The sequence below is a fragment of the Streptomyces sichuanensis genome (assembly GCF_020328095.1).
Classification (GTDB): domain Bacteria; phylum Actinomycetota; class Actinomycetes; order Streptomycetales; family Streptomycetaceae; genus Streptomyces; species Streptomyces cinnamoneus.
The window spans coordinates 44,221-60,033 of record NZ_JAIXMK010000079.1; the positions used below are offsets into that span (position 1 = coordinate 44,221).

Genomic DNA, 15,813 nt, shown 5'->3' on the forward strand with positions numbered 1-15,813 from the left:
ACGACGGGAGCGCGCATGGACTTCGCATTCGGACCGGAGGACGAGGCGTTTCGCCAGGAAGCACGCGCGTGGCTGGACGAGCACGCCACCCCACCCCCGGACGCCGGCCGTCCCTGGGAACGGGAACTCGGCACGGGCGGCTGGATCGGCCTCGGCTGGAACCCCGCCCGCGGCACCTACGGCAACCGGACCGCCACCCTCACCGGGCAGGTCGTCTGGGCCGAGGAGTACGCCCGCGCCCAGGCGCCCGTCCGCCTCGGTCACCTCGGCGAGAACCTCCTGGCACCCACCCTCCTCACCCACGGCGACGACGCGCAGTGCGCCCGGTTCCTTCCCGCCATCGCCCGGGGCGAAGAGCTCTGGTGCCAGGGATACAGCGAACCCGGCGCGGGCTCCGACCTGGCCGCCGTACGGACCGCGGCCGTGCGCGCCGACGGCGGCCGCACGTACCGCATCAGCGGACAGAAGATCTGGACTTCACACGCCCACGAGGCCGATTGGTGCTTTCTACTGGCCCGGTCCACCGAGGGCTCCCGGCGCCACCACGGACTCTCCTTCCTTCTGGTGGCGATGGACCAGCCCGGCAGGATCGAGGTCCGTCCCATCCGGCAGATGTCCGGGGACGCCGACTTCAACGAGGTGTTCTTCGACGGCGCCGTGGCCAGGGCCGAGCACCTCGTCGGCGGCGAGGGCAACGGCTGGCGCGTGGCCATGGGCCTCCTGGCACGCGAGCGCGGCGTGTCCACGCTCGTCCAGCAGATCGGCTTCGCGGCCGAGCTGAGCCGTGTGGTCCGCCTGGCAGTGGCGACCGGTGCCGCAGAGGAGCCGGCGGTACGGAGCCGGCTCGTACGGCAATGGGCCGATCTGCAGGCCATGCGCTGGAACGCCCTGCGCACCCTGGGCGCCACGGACGACCCCGCGGCGCCCAGCGTCGCCAAACTGCTGTGGGGCGGCTGGCACCAGCGGCTCGGTGAACTGGCGATGCAGGTGCGCGGCGCGTCCGCCGCCCTGGGACCGGACGACTGGCGGGCCGACAGGCCGTACCGACTGGACGCCCTGCAGCGCCTGTTCCTCTTCAGCCGGGCCGACACGATCTACGGCGGCTCGGACGAGATCCAGCGCACCATCATCGCCGAGCGCGTCCTCGGCCTGCCGAAGGAGCCTCGGTCATGACGGCGTACGGGCACTGGATCGACGGCGCCTGGCGTGCGCCGGAAAAAGGGCACTATCCAATTGTCAATCCGGCGACCGAAGAGGTCGTCGGGGAGGCCCCGGAGTCGACTCCCGCCGAAGTCGCCGACGCCGTGGCCGCCGCGCAGGCCGCGCAGAGCGGCTGGTGCCGTACTGATCCGCGCGAACGCGCGGCCGTGCTGGAACGGGTCGCCGAACTGCTGTCCGAACGGGAAGAGCAGTTCGTGCGCCTCATTCAGGCCGAGACGGGCGCAACCCTGCGCGTCGCCTCGTCCCTCCAGGTGCCCGTGGCAGTCGACCGCTTCCGGCGCTATGCGCGCGGCGCCGTCGAGCCGCACGTGATCCCGCTCGCGCCGCACGTCGTCAGGGCCGGGCCGCTGGCTCCCGGTGGCCTGGTCGGTGCCGCGGTCGCCCGTCGCCCCGTGGGCGTCGTCTGCTGCATCACCTCCTACAACTTCCCGATCGTCAATCTCGCGGGCAAGGTTGCGCCTGCCCTGGCCATGGGCAATTCAGTCGTCGCGAAGCCGGCGCCGCAGGACCCGCTCTGCTGCCTGGAGCTGGGCCCACTGCTGCGGGAAGCCGGCCTCCCGGACGGCGTGTTCAACGTGATCACCGGTTCGGGCCCGGGCGCCGGGGAGGCGCTCGTGACCCACCCGGGCGTGGACATGGTGAGCTTCACCGGGTCCACCACGGTGGGAAAGAAGATCGCCGAAGCCGCGGGGAGGTCGATGAAGCGCACCCTCATGGAGCTGGGCGGCAAGGGCGCGGCCATCGTCCTGGAGGACGCCGACGACAACGTGCTCAAGTCGGCGATCATGGCGGTCGGTTCGGTCTGGTCGTTCCACAGCGGGCAGATCTGCACGGCGCCGACCCGGGTGCTCGTGCATCGATCGCTGTACGAGCGGGTCGTCACCGGTCTCAAACGGTACGCCGGATCACTGACAATCGGGGACCCTGTGGATAACTCCACGGTCGTCGGCCCGTTGATCTCCGCCGCGCAGCGCGACCGCGTCGAGGCGTATGTCGCCGGAGCCCGTGCGGAGGGAGCCCGGATCCTCACCGGAGGCACGCGCCCCGCCGTCCGGCCCGGGTTCTACGTCGCCCCCACCCTCATCGGCGACGCCACCCCCGACATGACGGTCGCCCGGGAAGAGATCTTCGGGCCCGTCGTCGTCGCCCTCGCGTTCGACGACGAGGACGAGGCGGTCCGTATCGCCAACGGCACCTCGTACGGCCTCCATGACTACCTCTTCAGCGCCGACACGGGCCGAGCCTGGGCCCTCGCCGCCCGGCTGCGCAGCGGCAACGTCGGCATCAACACGGCACAGCGCCACCCCGAGACGGCTTTCGGCGGGTTCAAGGAAAGCGGGATCGGCCGCGATGGAGGCTCCTTCGGCCTGCACGCCTACAGCGAACTCCAGTCGGTCGTCTGGCCGTCCTGAGGCCCGGCGCCCCGCTGCCGGAGAGGAAGCGATCATGAGGGGTGTCATCTTCGACGGGAAGCGGCCCGAGATCGTCGACGATCTTGAGGTCCGTCCCCCCGGCCCCGGCGAGGTCCTCGTCGCCATCGCCGCCGCCGGTCTTTGTCACAGCGACCTCTCGGTGATCGACGGCACCATTCCCTACCCCGCTCCCGTGGTTCTCGGCCACGAGGGTGCGGGCATCGTGGAAGCGGTCGGTCCGGGCGTCACACACGTCACTTGCGGAGATCACGTCGCGCTGTCCACTCTGGCCGGCTGCGGCACCTGCCCCGAGTGCGACCGGGGGCGTCCGACCATGTGCCACCAGTCGATCGGCCGGCCGGGCCGTCCCTTCACCCGCCGCGGGGAGAAGCTCTTCCACTTTGCTTCCTGCTCCGCCTTCGCCGAGCGCACGGTGGTCAAAGCGGTTCAGGCCGTGAGGATCCCCCGTGATGTCCCGCTGATCCCGGCCGCCCTCCTGGGCTGCGGCGTTCTGACGGGCGTCGGAGCCGTTCTCAACCGCGCCCGCGTGAGCCAGGGCGAGTCCGTACTCGTCATCGGCGCCGGCGGCATCGGGCTCAACGTTCTGCAGGGGGCGCGGATCGCCGGCGCCTCCAGGATCATCGCCGTCGACGTCAACCCGGCGAAGGCCGAGCCGGCGCGGCGCCTCGGTGCCACCCACTTCGTCGACGCCTCCGCCGTCGACGACACGGCGGCAGCCGTGCGGCAGATCGTTCCGGACGGGGTCGACCACGCCTTCGAGTGCGTAGGGGACTCCCGCCTCATCCGGACGGCCGTCGACCTGCTCGACCGGCACGGGCAGGCGGTACTCCTCGGCGTCCCGCCCGCCGGCGCCGAGGCGTCCTTCCTCGTCTCGTCGCTGTATCTCGACAAGTCGATTCTCGGCTGCCGCTACGGCTCCTCGCGCCCGCAGCGCGACATCGCGCTGTACGCGCAGCTCTACCGCGAAGGACGACTCCTGCTCGACGAGCTCGTCACCGCGGTCTACCGGATCGAAGAATTCCATAGGGCGGCGAACGACGTGGACAACCGTACGGTGGCGCGCGGCGTCCTCTTGTTCGACCGGTGACCCGGTCCGCCCCTTATGTGATCCCTGTCGACAGGTCTTGCGCCGACCGCCGCCTGCGTGTGGGGTTGGCTCGCACCCCCTGCCATCCAGGCAGGCCCGGACTCGGGCCAAGACGGACTATTCGGTAAGAATGGTCCGACTGGGCGGCTGACGCCGGTGCAGCGGTATGTCCGGACCTGATTGTCGGTGGAATTCGGTGGACCGGTGGGCCGAGCGCGCTCTTGGGCCTCTCGCAACGGAATCTCCCGACTTCCGGGGGAATCATTCTTGGAGAGAGGGGCGCACATGAGGCAGAAGGCCGAGCCGCACGCGATACCTGACGAGGCGACCGACGCCTCGCCCGAGAACTGCTGTGCCCCGCCGAAGAAGCGGGGCACGCACGCCGACGGCTTCGGTGCCGCGTTCTGTGCGTCGATGGCAGCGTTGTGCGCGGAGGTCTTCGTCGCCGGCACGGCAGGCGTGTTCGTGCTGCTCTCCCGCGAGCACGACGGCATCCCCAGCGGGGCGCTCATGATCGCCGCGCTCGCCCTCGGCGTCGTGCTCCTGACCGTGCTCGTCAGCGGCTTCGTCACCGCCGCCGCAGTGATGCCGGCCCTGTCGCTGGCCCGCCGTGCAGCAGCCCGCCGGAGTTGGAGCGCCAGCCCGCTGTGGGTCCTCGCCGCCGTACCGGCGGTCTCGGCCGCGACAGTGGCGGTCTTCGGCGGCGTGGCGGCGCTGGGCAGCCTCTCCTTCGCGCCTCCCCTCCGCTACCTGCTCTGGTGGGTGTGCCTCACGGCCGGCCTGCTGCCCGCTGCCTTCGCAGGCCAGGCGGCGGCCCGCAGAGTGCGCGAAGCCCGGGTGGGGAGCGTCGCCCGCAGAGTGATGACCGGTGGCCTGGTCGCCTGGCTGGCCGTCGGCGCGGTGGGCGCCGGAGCGTATGGCTCCGGGCTTGTGGAGGTCTACGAGCCGCCGCGGCTGTCCGCGTCCGACCTCGCGGGCACCTGGACCGATGGGCGCGGAGGCACTGTCCGGCTCGGGTCGGACGGCAATGCGGTCGCCGACGGTCTCGACAACTTCATCTGGGACGGCACGGGCAAGGACAGGCCCAAGGACTGCGACGGCGCCGGCACCTGGAAAGAGGTGAAGGAGAGCGGCCGGGTGGAAGGCGTCTCCCTGCGGATCGGCTCCTGCGAGCTGGCCCGGGAGTGGAGCGTGACCGGCACGCAGACGGAGCCGCGGATCTACCACGAGATCGGCAAGCCCGGGTCGGGCAAGCGCTACGTGCTGACCAAGGTGGTCAAGCACAAGAAGTGAGGCCGCGCCTCCACAGCCGGACGACCCGGAAACAGCTGGTGCCTCAACCGCCGCCGCCTGCCCCGAACCCGTCGAAGGCTCCGAAAGTGCCCCGGTGGAACAGCAGGGGCCCCGCCCCCGCGGCACTCTCGTCCGCGCCCAGTGCCTCCACACGCCCCACGACGATGAGGTGGTCCCCGGCCGTGTGCACGGCATGGATGGTGCAGTCGATCCACGCCGGTACGCCCTCGATCCTGGGCGAGCCGGTCGCAGGCGCGCTCTCGTAGGCCACCCCGGCGAACTTGTCGTCTGTTTGTGAACTTCTGACCGCGAAACCTCGGCAGAGCGCTCCCTGATCCGAACCGAGGATGTTGACGCAGAACACCCCGGTGCGGGCGATGCGTGGCCAGGTACCGGACGCCCGGGCCACCATGAAGACGACCAGTGGCGGGTCGAGGGACAGCGACGAGAAGGACTGGCAGGCGAAACCGGCGGGCGGTTTTCCCTCCGTGCCGGGCGCGGTGATGACGGTGACACCGCTGGCGAAGTGACCGAGGACGCTGCGGAACTCTTCCGGCGCCGGCGGAGGCCGTTCGTCCGCTCGTACGGCCCGGAGCTCCGGACGGGGGAGAGGGTCGAGAGACGGGACGGCGGAGGCCGGTGCACCCGTCGATCGCAGGCGGCGCACGGCGAGGGCCGCCATCCCGGCGTGTCCCATCATGAATCCATTGAATCTGATGGAGAGTCAGATGGGAACACTGCTGCCGGGCCGGGAAGCCCTGCGGGTCCTCCCGGCGCCGTACGGCGGTTTCAGCGGCCCCGGAAGTCGGGGCTGCGGCGCTCGACGAAGGCGATCACACCCTCGGCCGCGTCCTCCGTCGTCGCGTTGATCTCCTGTGCGGCCGCCTCGGCGGCGAACGCAGCCGCGCGATCCACCTCAAGGGAAGCGTTGACCAGCTGCTTCGTCAGTGCGAGCGCCCGCGTCGGGCCGGCTGCCAGCCGCTCGGCCCAGGCCAGCGACGTCTTGGCCAGCTCTGCGTCCGCGACGACGCGGTTGACCAGGCCGAATCGTTCCGCGTCGGAGGCGTCGAGGGCATCGCCGAAGAACATCAGTTCCTTCGCCCGCTGTGGTCCGACCAGGCGCGTGAGCAGGAACGCCCCGCCGCCGTCGGGGACGAGGCCCCGGCGGACGAAGACCTCGACGAACCGGGCGGATTCGGCGGCCAGGACCAGGTCGCAGGCCAGCGCGAGATGCACCCCGAGCCCCGCGGCGGCGCCGTTCACGGCGGCGATCACGGGTTTCTCGCAGTCCAGCACCGCGCCGATCAGCCGCTGAGCGCCCTCGCGGATCGTGCGGGTCACATCGCCCGGAACGCGGCTCGCCGCGGCCGCCGCGGGAGCCGCCCGGAGGTCGGCACCCGAACAGAAGCCCCTGCCCGCACCGGTGAGGACCACGGCCCGCACGGCTGGGTCCGCGGAGATCCGGGTGAATTCTGAAACGAGGTGTTCTCGCAGGTCAGGGGTGATGGCGTTGAGTGTGTGGGGGCGGTTGAGGGTGAGCAGCGCGACGCCGTTGTCAGTGGTGTGCCGTACCAATGACTCAGCGGATCCGGTGGATGCGACGGAGTCGTCGGGCTTGTCGTGTCCGCCGGGCCGGGAGGGCGACTCACGGGGGGAGAGGCTCATGGGGAAGCTCCTTGTCCTACGGGCGGTTCGCGCGAGTGCGGACGGCCGGGCGGGAAGGGCGGCGGCGCCTGCCGGCTCAGCGGCAGAAGGCCAGCGCGTCCAGCGCCACGGCGCCCTGGCCGCGTTCGAGGACCACCAGCGGATTGAGGTCCAGCTCGGCTATTCCGTCACCCAGTTCCAGCGCCATGCGCTGGACCCGCAGGACGGTCTCGACCAAGGCGTCCACGTCGGACGGGGGAGCCCCCCGGACGCCCTCCAGCAGGGCCCTTCCGCGCAGCTCGCCGAGCATCGCCCGTGCGTGGTCCTCGCCGAACGGCGGTACGCGCACGGCGGTGTCGTTCAGCACCTCGACCAGCACACCGCCCAGGCCGACCGTCACCGTGGGACCGAACAGGTCGTCGTGTGTGATTCCGACCGCCATCTCCACGCCGTGCCCGACCAGTTGACAGACCAGGATGCCGTCCAAAGGGATCTGTTCGTAGCGGGCGATGTCGGTGAGCTCGCGATACGCGTCGCGGACCTGGCTGGCCGACGTCAGGCCGATCTTGATCAGGCCCAGCTCGGACTTGTGGGCCAGCCTGGGGCCGGACGCCTTCATGACGACCGGGTAGCCGACCTGGGCGGCGGAGCGGACGGCGGCGGCCGCGCTGGTCACCAGCTGCTCGCGGGGCACGCGTATGCCGTACGCGCGCAGGAGCTGTTTCGCCGCGTGCTCGCTGAGCTGCTCGCCGGGGCGCAGCAGTGCCTGCGCCTTGCGGGCCGACGGGGAGAAGGCGCGGGGAGCGTCGTCGAAGGGGGAGCGGTAGCCGGCGGTGAAGCGGTGGTGGTCGAAGTAGGCGCGTACGGCGGTGATGCAGTTGGAGAAGGTGCGGAAGGTGGCCACGCGGGAGGAGCCGAGCAGGGTGGTGCGATAGGCGTCCTCGGTGCCCACGGGGGAGCCCCAGATCACGCAGACGAGCTTGTCCGTCTTCTCGGCGGCGTCCACCAGGTCCCGCGTGAGCTTGTCGCTCAGCGGCGGGAACGGTCCTGTGATGGGGCAGACGAGGACCCCGACGGACGGGTCGGCGAGAAGGGCGTCGATGATTTTGCGGCCGCGCCAGTCACCGACGGGGTGACCGCCGTTGTCGATGGGGTTCGCCGTGCTCAGGTAGTCGGGGATCCATTGGTGGAGCTCGGCCTGCTTCCCGGCCGGCAGGACCGGCAGGTGGAGGCCGGCTGCCGTGGCGAGGTCGGCGAAGTGGGCGCCCGTTCCCCCGGAGATCGAATACACGGCGACGCCGTCGGCCCGGGGCGGGCGGGCGCGGGCGAGGAGCGTTGCGGTGTCCTGGAGCTCGTCCAGGCCGCTGACGCGGATCACGCCGAACTGCCGCATGGCCGCGTCCACCACGTCGTCCGCGCCGGTCAGCTTGCCGGTGTGGGAAGCGGCGGTGCGTGCGCCGACCTCGGTCCGGCCGACCTTGACGGCAACGACCGGGACGCGGTGACGGGCGGCCCGGTCGGCGGCGAGCAGGAAGGCGCGGCCGTCCTTGAGGCCCTCCACATATGCGGCGATGGCCCCGACCTCGGGGCGGGTGGCGAAGTAGGAGATGAAGTCGGCGCACTCCAGATCCGCCTCGTTGCCCGTGGGGGCCCAGTGCGAGAGGCGGATGCCCAGCTCCTGCAGGGCGAAGACGGGACGGCCCTGGTGGCCTGACTGGGTGATCAGGGCGATGGCGGGGCCGTGGAGGTCGTCGCGCAGCGGCTCGAAGGCGTTGAGGTTGGTGTTGGGGCCGAGCAGGCGGGTGCCGGTGCCGTGGAGGGCGGCGGCGAGCCGGGCCTGGGCCGTGGCGCCGTCGGCGCCCGTCTCGGCGAATCCGGAGGCGAAGACGACGGCGAAGGCGACGTCGCACCGGGCCAGCTCCTCGACGACCGGGGTGGGGTCGCCGACCAGGAGAACGGCCACGTCGACCGGGCCCGGGACGTCGTGGACGGAGGAGCGGCAGGGGAGGTCGAACACGGTGGTACGGGTGGGATGCACCGGGTGGATGCGGGCGCCGACGCGCTCGGCCCAGGCGATGAGACGGCGGGTGATTCCGGTGTTCGGCCGGCCCTCCGTCTCGGAGGCGCCGATGACCGCAACCGTCCGGGGACGGAAGAGGCGGTCGAGATCCGGGACGTCGGAGTGCAGGGGGCGTCCGCTGACGTCCAGGTCGTCGGTGGACGTGGTTCTGCCGTGGACTACGGGGCCCGGGTGCCGGCCGCAGGCCACCACGCGGGCGGGACGGGAGGTGGTGGTGAGAGTGCCGTGAGTCGATCCGAGCATCGCCCGCTCCTGCCCAGTGGCCGATAAACTGACGTTCAGTCAGATTAGCTAGCTGATAAGCCGTCAGGAAAGGTCGTGCACCGCGACGGGTGACCGGCCGGTACGGCTGGGAACCCCTGGGGAGGTGGCTCGTTGGGCGGACGTCCGCGGTTCGATGTGCCCGGAATCGACGACTTCACGCGGCCCTACTGGGACGCCGCGGCCGGAGGGGTGCTGCTGATACGACGCTGCCGTGCGGCCGGATGCGGGAAGGCGCACCACTATCCGCGCGAATTCTGCCCGCGCTGCTGGAGTGAGGAGGTCGTCTGGGAAGAGGCGAGCGGCCGGGCCACGCTCTACACCTGGTCCGTCGTGCACGTGAACGACCTACCGCCCTTCGGTACCCGCGTCCCCTATACGGCGGCCGTCGTCGATCTCGATGAGGGGCCGCGCATGATGACCGAGGTGATCGACTGCCCCGCGTCGGACCTGCGGATCGGCATGCGACTGCAGGTGGCTTACCGGACGGACCGGGAGGGTGTCGTGCCCGTGGTGCCGGTGTTCCGGCCGGAGACGGGGGTGGGATAGGCGGGAAGGGGAGGGCGGGGAGGGGGGAGCAGGCAGGTGGCAGCGGGCTGGTGGCCGGGCTGTCCGTACGGGTTCGGGTTCAGTCGCGGCCGAGGACCAGCGTTCCCGACGAGCAGAACCAGCCGCCCGTGCCCGAGGCCACGGCCAGCCGGGGGAGCTGCCCGCCCGCCTTGCGTATCTGGCGGCCCTCCTCGGCCTCGCCGCGCAGCTGGCGTACGGCCTCCACCAGGAGGAAGAGTCCCCGCATGCCCGGGTGACAGGCCGAGAGGCCACCGCCGTCCGTGTTGACCGGCAGGTCGCCGCCCACGGTCAGTCTCCCCTGTGCGGCGAAGGCGCCCCCCTCGCCCTTCGGGCAGAAGCCGAGGTCTTCCAAGGTCACCAGCGTCATGTAGGTGAAGGCGTCGTACAGCTGCGCAAGGTCGATCTCCTGTGGCGTGATTCCGGCCCGGGCGAAGGCCAGGCGTCCCGAGATCGCGGCCGGGGACGTGGTGAAGTCCTCCCACTCGGACATGGTGGTGTGCGAGACGGCAGTGCCGGCGCCCAGCACCCACACCGGCGGCTTCGCCGCGTCGGCCGCGTAGTCCGCCGCGGCCAGCAGTACTGCGCACCCACCGTCGGAGCGGATGCAGCAGTGGAGCTTGGTGAAGGGATCGGCGATCACCGGGCCGTCGAGAACGTCGTCGACCGTGATGGGCGCGCGATACATGGCGTGCGGGTTGTGGGCGGCGTTGGCGCGGGTTTGAACGGCGATGTCCGCCAACTGTTCAAGCGTCGTGCCGTACTGGTGTATGTGGCGGCGGGCCGCCATGGCGTACTTGGCGATGAGGGTGTGCCCGTACGGGACCTCGAACTGCGCCGGGCCGTGGGTGCCGAAGGACAGGCTGGAGGTGCGGCGGCCGGCCTTGATGTCGGCGCGAGCAGTGGAGCCGTAGACGAGCAGGACCGCACGGGCATGCCCTGCCGCAATGGCGTCGACGGCGTGGGCGGCCATGACTTCCCAGGTCGAGCCGCCGACGGAGGTCGAGTCCACCCAGGTGGGCCGCAGTCCCAGGTACTCCGCGACGTCGACCGGGGCGAGCGCGCCGAGCCCGGCCGAGGCGAAGCCGTCGACGAGCGAGTGGTCGAGCCCGGAGTCGGCCAGTGCCCGGCGGGCGGCCTGGGCGTGCAGGGCGTACGGCGTGGTCGTGTCGAGCCGTCCGCAGTCCGACAGAGCGATACCGACGACGGCTGCTGAGCGCTTGCCTGGGGGCATGCAGCTGACGGTACATCAGGTCAGGAGAGTGCGCGTGTCCGTGTTCGGTCGTGGCCCGGGCCTGGGAAAGCGTGGCGGTGCAGCCTAATATGACGCTTCGTCAGCAAACCGGTCCAGGGAGGCTGCCGATGCACACCGTGTTCACCGAGGAGCAGGTGGAGATCCGGCGCACCCTGCGTGAAGTGCTGCTCAAGAGGTGCGGTTCGGACGAGGTCAGGGCGGCCGTGCTGACTCCCGCCGGCTACGACCTGCGCTTGTGGCACGGCCTCGCGGACCGGCTGGGACTGCCGGGGCTCGCCGTGCAGCAGCAGTACGGCGGGGCGGGAGGCGGCCTCCTTGAGCTCGCCCTGGCCTGCGAGGAGGCCGGCCGGGTCCTCCTGCCGTCGCCCCTGACGGCCACCGTGGCACTGGCCGTGCCCCTCGTAGGCGCCTTGGGCACTCCGGAGCAGCGCGCCGGGCTGCTGCCCCGCCTCACGTCGGGCCGGCTGACCGGCACCCTCGCAGTACCGGGTGGCACCCTGTCGGACGCCCTGGGGCTGACCGGTGACGGCGCCGGCCGGCTCCGGGCCGACTGGTCCGGCGGTGGCCGTGCCGGGGGTGTGCAGGCCCGCCGGACGGGTGACGGCTGGAGGCTGTACGGCGAGGCCGGGCAGGTGCTCGACGGGCACTCGGCGGGACTGCTGCTGGTCGCCGCGCACACGGGTGGCTACGTCCGCAGCCGCACCCTGCTGTTCGCGCTGTGGCCGGAAGAGGCGCGCGGCATGGTCCGTACGCGGCTGACCACGCTGGACGAGACGCGACCGCAGGCCCGTATCGAGCTGCGGGACGTGGAGGCGGAGCCGCTCGGGCCGGTGGAATCCGACGTACGGGTCGTGCTGGCCGGGATCGGCGGCAGCGTGGCGACAGCCCTCGCAGCCGAGGCCGTAGGAACCGCGGACCGCGCACTGGAGCGCACGGTGGAGTACGCGCGCGTGCGGGAACAGTTCGGCAGGCCGATCGGTTCGTTCCAGGCCGTCAAGCACCGGCTCGCAGACCTGTACGTGGCCGTACAGGCGGCCCGCTCGGCGGTGTACTACGCGGCCTGGTCCGGGCGCCCGGCTGCCGGCGGACTCGCGCTCGCACAGGCGCTGGAGACGGCCCAGGCGGTCACCGCAGAGGCGGTCCAGTTGCATGGAGGCATCGGCGTGACGTGGGAACACGACGTGCAGATGTACTTCAAACGCGCTGCCTCGGACGCGCTGCTGTTCGGCCCCGTCCACCGTCTGCGGGAGCGCGCTGCGGACGTGGCCGGTCTGTTTGCGGCCGCGGGGAGCCGGGAAGCGGTGGTGCTGTGATGGCCGCCGTCGAGCGCCTGGTGCGCACGGTCTCCTCGACCCGTACGTTCGCCCGGATCGCACCGCACTGCATTCCGGCGCTCGACCGGGCCGTGCACCGGCTGACCCGCGGCAAGGTGCTGCTGAGCGCCTTCATGCTGCCGTCGGTCGTGCTGACGTCGACGGGAGCGAAGAGCGGTCTGGTCCGGCGGACGCCGCTCGCCTGCATGCCCGAGGACCGTACGGACACCTGCTGGATCCTGATCGGCAGCAACTTCGGACGCCCGGGCCATCCGGCGTGGACGGCGAACCTGCTGGCCCGTCCGGAGGCCGAGATCAGCTGGAAGGGCAGGGACATCCCCGTACGGGCGCGACTGCTGCGCGGCGCGGAACGGGAGGAGGCGTGGGCGGCGGTGCTGAAGTTCTGGCCGCCGTACGCGCGCTACCAGGCGCGGGTGGAGCGTGAGATCCGGCTGTTCCGGCTGGAACGGCGGTAGGCGGGCGCCGGCAGCTGCGTGACGGGCGCGGGCGCGGGCGTGGGCCGGTGGCCGCGTCACGGTGCACCGCGGCGGGCCGTCCGGGGCCGGGCCCGAACGGCCCGCCGCTGCGATGACAGGACGTGCGTGGAGGAGCGGTTGTGGTGCGCGTGCGCGCAGGCGGCTACTTGGTCGGCTTCTTGCCGGTGATGCCCAGGTGGACGAGCAGTGCGAGGTTCGGCTTGAGCTCGGCCTGCTTGACGCCCCAGCTCTGGAAGCCCTTCTGGTGCGATGCCACGGCCGCGAGCATGGCGACGAGGGAGCCGGCCACCGCGGCCGGGTTGAGGTCCTTGTCGACCTTGCCCTTCGACTGCAGTTCCTTGACGGAATCCGTCAGGGAGTTGGTGACCGCGTTGAGGATCTTCATGCGGATCTTGTAGAACCGCTTGTCCCCCTCGGCCGCCCCCAGGTCGACGACGCGCAGGATCGCGTCGTGCTTGCGCCAGAAGCCGAGGAAGCCGTCGACGAGTTCTTCGGCCGCCTGCCAGCCGGACTTGCCGACCCAGGAACGCCCGGCCACCAGGTCCGTGAGGCTCGCGCCCTCCTTCGCCATCTCTTCGGCGATCTCCAGTACGGCGCCCTCGACGTCGGGGAAGTACTGGTAGAAGGTCGCCGGAGAAGTGCCGGCCCGGCGGGCGACATCGATGACCTTCACATCGCGGTACGGCGATGAGCTGAGCATTTCGCTGAGGCAGTCGAGCAGCTTCTGCCGCGTCGCCTGGCCGCGTCGACCGGCCACGCGGCCGTCGACGGTGCGTACTTGTCCTGTCATGCCGTCAGCTTACCGAGGGGTGATCGGAGCGCGATTCGGCCGCATGCAAATGGGGGCGGGGGTGGCCGATGGTGCGAAAGCCCAGGTCAGATGGGGTATGCGAGGGTGTGGAGAGGGTAGGAGCGGATTGGCCCGTACCGGTGAATTGTCCTATCAACAAGCCGTGGACGGAGAGCCTGGCAAGGGCCGGACGAAGGGGCTTCCACGGTTATCCACAGGCCGCGCGGAATCTGCCGTCCGCCTCTACCGTGGCAGCGAGAACACTCGGAATGAGTAAGGCGTCCCATCCGACCGCGCGGAAGGAGCCGGGCCATGAGTTCAGCACCGGACGAATATCCGGAAGGCACCCCGTGCTGGGCGGACGCCATGCTGTCGGACGTCGCCGCGGGCAAGCGTTTCTACGGCGAGATCTTCGGCTGGACGTTCGAGGACAGCGGCGGTGAGTACGGGCACTACACGCAGGCGTTCCACGAGGGGAAGAACGTCGCGGCGCTGGCGCCGAAGCCGGACGGCCGGATGCCGACGACCTGGTCCGTCTACTTCGCCTCGCCGGACGCCGCGGCCACGGCCGACCGGATCCGGGCCGCCCGCGGGCAGATCGTCATGGGACCGATGGCCATCGACGGCTTCGGCACCATGCTCATGGCGGCCGACCCCGGGGGCGCGGTCTTCGGTGTGTGGCAGGCGGGCAGCCACAAGGGGTTCGAGAAGCGGGGCGAGCCGGGTGCCTTCGGCTGGACGGAGGTCTACACGTGGGACGCCCAGGCCGTCGACCCCTTCTACGAGGCCGTCTTCGGGTTCGGCACCCAGGACCTGAGTGATGAGACGGGCACGGGCTTCGCCGTCTGGACGCCCGCCGGGGCGCCCGCCACCCCCGAGCACGCGGTGGCGGGCCGGGCCGTGATGGACGACCGGTTCCCGAGGGAGATGCCCGCGCACTTCCTGGCCTACTTCGTCGTCGAGAACTGCGACACCGTGGCCGACGCGGTGCTGCGGCTGCACGGACGGGTCCGCCTGGAGCCGCAGGACACCCCGTACGGACGCTTCGCCATGCTCGCCGACGACCAGGGCGCCGACTTCGCCATCATCGACGTCTCGCAGCCGGGACAGGAACGGGGGCAGGAGCTCGGGCAGGGGTAGCGCGGATGACGGGGACGGGGGGAGGGGCGGCGGTACGGGGAGTTCGGGGGAGCATGCCGGCCGGAACGAAGCAGGTGTATCCAGCTATAGCCGGATATCGACCCATTTGGCGGAGACACGGCGAAGCGTGCCCCGGGTTCGCAACCGCGGGCTTCGCCAGGAAGAATCAGGGTGCGTACCCCGGGATAATTTTCGCGGTGAGACGCTGCACGGGGCTGAAACCCTTCAAGCCCCCACGGGGAGGTGGCAGGTCAGTGGTGGAGCAGCTTACGCAGCACGACCCGAGACGGATCGGCCCGTTCGAGGTGCTCGGCCGGCTCGGTGCGGGCGGCATGGGGCTGGTCTATCTCGCCCGCTCGGCGTCCGGCCGGCGGGTGGCGATCAAAACGGTGCGCACGGAGCTCGCCGAGGATCAGCTCTTCCGGGTCCGCTTCACCCGTGAGGTGGAAGCGGCCCGGGCGGTCAGCGGCTTCTACACCGCCGCGGTCGTCGACGCCGACCCGAGGGCCGCCGTGCCCTGGCTGGCCACCGCCTACGTCCCCGCCCCCTCGCTGGAGGAGATCGTCACCGAGTGCGGGCCGCTGCCCGCCCAGGCCGTGCGCTGGCTCGCCGCCGGCATCGCGGAGGCGCTGCAGTCCATCCACGGCGCCGGGCTCGTGCACCGGGACCTCAAGCCCTCGAACGTGCTGGTGGTCGAGGACGGCCCCCGGGTCATCGACTTCGGCATCGCTTCCGGCGTGTCCAACACCCGGCTGACCATGACCAACGTCGCGGTCGGCACGCCCGCGTACATGTCTCCCGAGCAGGCGCGCGACTCCCGCAGCGTCACCGGCGCCAGCGACATCTTCTCCCTCGGCTCCACGCTCGTCTTCGCCGCGACCGGTCATGCGCCCTTCCACGGCGCCAACCCGGTCGAGACCGTGTTCATGCTGCTGCGCGAAGGCCCGGACCTGAGCGGGCTGCCGGACGAGCTGCGCCCCCTCATCGACTCCTGCATGCAGATGGCCGCGGAGAACCGGCCGAGCCCGGCGGACCTGCAGTCGCAGCTGGCGCCGCATCTGTTCGCTTCGGGCGGCGACGACAGCGGCACGGCCTCGGCATGGCTGCCCGACAATGCGGTCACCCTGATCGAGCAGCGCCGCGCCGGCCACCGGCCGCCCGCCGCGGGTGCGGCCGGCGGAGCCCGGGGCAACAGCCACGGCCGCTCGGGCGTCCCGCCGCGCCCCGCCCGG

General features: G+C 71.4%; 14 protein-coding genes. 9 read left to right on the forward strand and 5 right to left on the reverse strand.

The genetic code is table 11. From position 1 onward, the window contains the following. Positions 1–15 precede the first annotated feature (15 nt). From LE181_RS21560 to LE181_RS21575, 4 genes are all read left to right on the forward strand, one after another. The gene (locus LE181_RS21560) at positions 16–1,173 is read left to right on the forward strand and encodes an acyl-CoA dehydrogenase family protein (protein WP_225662968.1); all 1,158 of its coding nucleotides are present in this window, start codon (positions 16–18) and stop codon (positions 1,171–1,173) included. Beyond that, the gene (locus tag LE181_RS21565; RefSeq protein WP_225662969.1) at positions 1,170–2,633 is read left to right on the forward strand and encodes an aldehyde dehydrogenase family protein; all 1,464 of its coding nucleotides are present in this window, start codon (positions 1,170–1,172) and stop codon (positions 2,631–2,633) included. Before LE181_RS21560 ends, LE181_RS21565 begins: the two co-directional genes overlap by 4 nt. Positions 2,634–2,667: 34 nt before the next feature. Next, positions 2,668–3,741, forward strand: coding sequence for a Zn-dependent alcohol dehydrogenase (locus LE181_RS21570; RefSeq protein WP_225662970.1), 1,074 nt, complete (start codon positions 2,668–2,670; stop codon positions 3,739–3,741). A gap of 285 nt (positions 3,742–4,026) precedes the next feature. Continuing rightward, positions 4,027–5,034, forward strand: coding sequence for a hypothetical protein (locus LE181_RS21575; protein WP_225662971.1), 1,008 nt, complete (start codon positions 4,027–4,029; stop codon positions 5,032–5,034). A gap of 43 nt (positions 5,035–5,077) precedes the next feature. Here LE181_RS21575 and LE181_RS21580 read toward each other — a convergent pair whose 3' ends face one another. The 3 genes from LE181_RS21580 to LE181_RS21590 form a co-directional block, all read right to left on the reverse strand. After that, positions 5,078–5,734, reverse strand: coding sequence for a flavin reductase family protein (locus tag LE181_RS21580; protein WP_225662972.1), 657 nt, complete (start codon positions 5,732–5,734; stop codon positions 5,078–5,080). A gap of 89 nt (positions 5,735–5,823) precedes the next feature. Continuing rightward, positions 5,824–6,699 (reverse strand): enoyl-CoA hydratase/isomerase family protein, encoded by an 876-nt coding sequence (locus LE181_RS21585; protein ID WP_225662973.1) that lies wholly within the window; start codon positions 6,697–6,699, stop codon positions 5,824–5,826. A gap of 76 nt (positions 6,700–6,775) precedes the next feature. Beyond that, positions 6,776–9,001: an acetate--CoA ligase family protein gene (locus LE181_RS21590; protein ID WP_225662974.1), complete on the reverse strand. Its 2,226-nt coding sequence runs from the start codon at positions 8,999–9,001 to the stop codon at positions 6,776–6,778. Positions 9,002–9,133: 132 nt separating this feature from the next. On the opposite strand from LE181_RS21590, the gene LE181_RS21595 reads away from it, so the two are divergent. Continuing rightward, positions 9,134–9,568: a Zn-ribbon domain-containing OB-fold protein gene (locus tag LE181_RS21595; protein ID WP_225662975.1), complete on the forward strand. Its 435-nt coding sequence runs from the start codon at positions 9,134–9,136 to the stop codon at positions 9,566–9,568. A gap of 79 nt (positions 9,569–9,647) precedes the next feature. On the opposite strand, the gene LE181_RS21600 is transcribed toward LE181_RS21595, so the two are convergent. After that, positions 9,648–10,820 (reverse strand): thiolase C-terminal domain-containing protein, encoded by a 1,173-nt coding sequence (locus LE181_RS21600; RefSeq protein WP_225662976.1) that lies wholly within the window; start codon positions 10,818–10,820, stop codon positions 9,648–9,650. Positions 10,821–10,948: 128 nt separating this feature from the next. Between LE181_RS21600 and LE181_RS21605 the strand changes: the two genes are divergently transcribed. Together LE181_RS21605 and LE181_RS21610 are read left to right on the forward strand one after the other, a co-directional pair. After that, complete coding sequence (locus LE181_RS21605) at positions 10,949–12,154, forward strand: acyl-CoA dehydrogenase family protein (protein ID WP_225662977.1); 1,206 nt, start codon at positions 10,949–10,951, stop codon at positions 12,152–12,154. Continuing rightward, positions 12,154–12,630, forward strand: coding sequence for a nitroreductase family deazaflavin-dependent oxidoreductase (locus LE181_RS21610; protein WP_225662978.1), 477 nt, complete (start codon positions 12,154–12,156; stop codon positions 12,628–12,630). Before LE181_RS21605 ends, LE181_RS21610 begins: the two co-directional genes overlap by 1 nt. A gap of 163 nt (positions 12,631–12,793) precedes the next feature. On the opposite strand, the gene LE181_RS21615 is transcribed toward LE181_RS21610, so the two are convergent. Further along, positions 12,794–13,441, reverse strand: coding sequence for a TetR/AcrR family transcriptional regulator (locus LE181_RS21615; protein WP_225662979.1), 648 nt, complete (start codon positions 13,439–13,441; stop codon positions 12,794–12,796). A gap of 312 nt (positions 13,442–13,753) precedes the next feature. On the opposite strand from LE181_RS21615, the gene kbpA reads away from it, so the two are divergent. Further along, complete coding sequence (kbpA, locus tag LE181_RS21620) at positions 13,754–14,581, forward strand: AfsK-binding protein KbpA (protein ID WP_225662980.1); 828 nt, start codon at positions 13,754–13,756, stop codon at positions 14,579–14,581. A 254-nt stretch (positions 14,582–14,835) separates the two neighbouring features. Beyond that, positions 14,836–15,813, forward strand: a 978-nt coding sequence (locus LE181_RS21625) for a serine/threonine-protein kinase (RefSeq protein ID WP_225662981.1), incomplete at its 3' end; no start/stop codon positions are given.

Coding starts and splice junctions, on each gene's coding strand:
- LE181_RS21560 (WP_225662968.1), top strand. CDS start 16: ATGGACTTCGCATTCGGACCGGAGGACGAGGCGTTTCGCCAGGAAGCA.
- LE181_RS21565 (WP_225662969.1), top strand. CDS start 1,170: ATGACGGCGTACGGGCACTGGATCGACGGCGCCTGGCGTGCGCCGGAA.
- LE181_RS21570 (WP_225662970.1), top strand. CDS start 2,668: ATGAGGGGTGTCATCTTCGACGGGAAGCGGCCCGAGATCGTCGACGAT.
- LE181_RS21575 (WP_225662971.1), top strand. CDS start 4,027: ATGAGGCAGAAGGCCGAGCCGCACGCGATACCTGACGAGGCGACCGAC.
- LE181_RS21580 (WP_225662972.1), bottom strand. CDS start 5,734: ATGATGGGACACGCCGGGATGGCGGCCCTCGCCGTGCGCCGCCTGCGA.
- LE181_RS21585 (WP_225662973.1), bottom strand. CDS start 6,699: ATGAGCCTCTCCCCCCGTGAGTCGCCCTCCCGGCCCGGCGGACACGAC.
- LE181_RS21590 (WP_225662974.1), bottom strand. CDS start 9,001: ATGCTCGGATCGACTCACGGCACTCTCACCACCACCTCCCGTCCCGCC.
- LE181_RS21600 (WP_225662976.1), bottom strand. CDS start 10,820: ATGCCCCCAGGCAAGCGCTCAGCAGCCGTCGTCGGTATCGCTCTGTCG.
- LE181_RS21605 (WP_225662977.1), top strand. CDS start 10,949: ATGCACACCGTGTTCACCGAGGAGCAGGTGGAGATCCGGCGCACCCTG.
- LE181_RS21610 (WP_225662978.1), top strand. CDS start 12,154: ATGGCCGCCGTCGAGCGCCTGGTGCGCACGGTCTCCTCGACCCGTACG.
- LE181_RS21615 (WP_225662979.1), bottom strand. CDS start 13,441: ATGACAGGACAAGTACGCACCGTCGACGGCCGCGTGGCCGGTCGACGC.
- kbpA (WP_225662980.1), top strand. CDS start 13,754: ATGAGTTCAGCACCGGACGAATATCCGGAAGGCACCCCGTGCTGGGCG.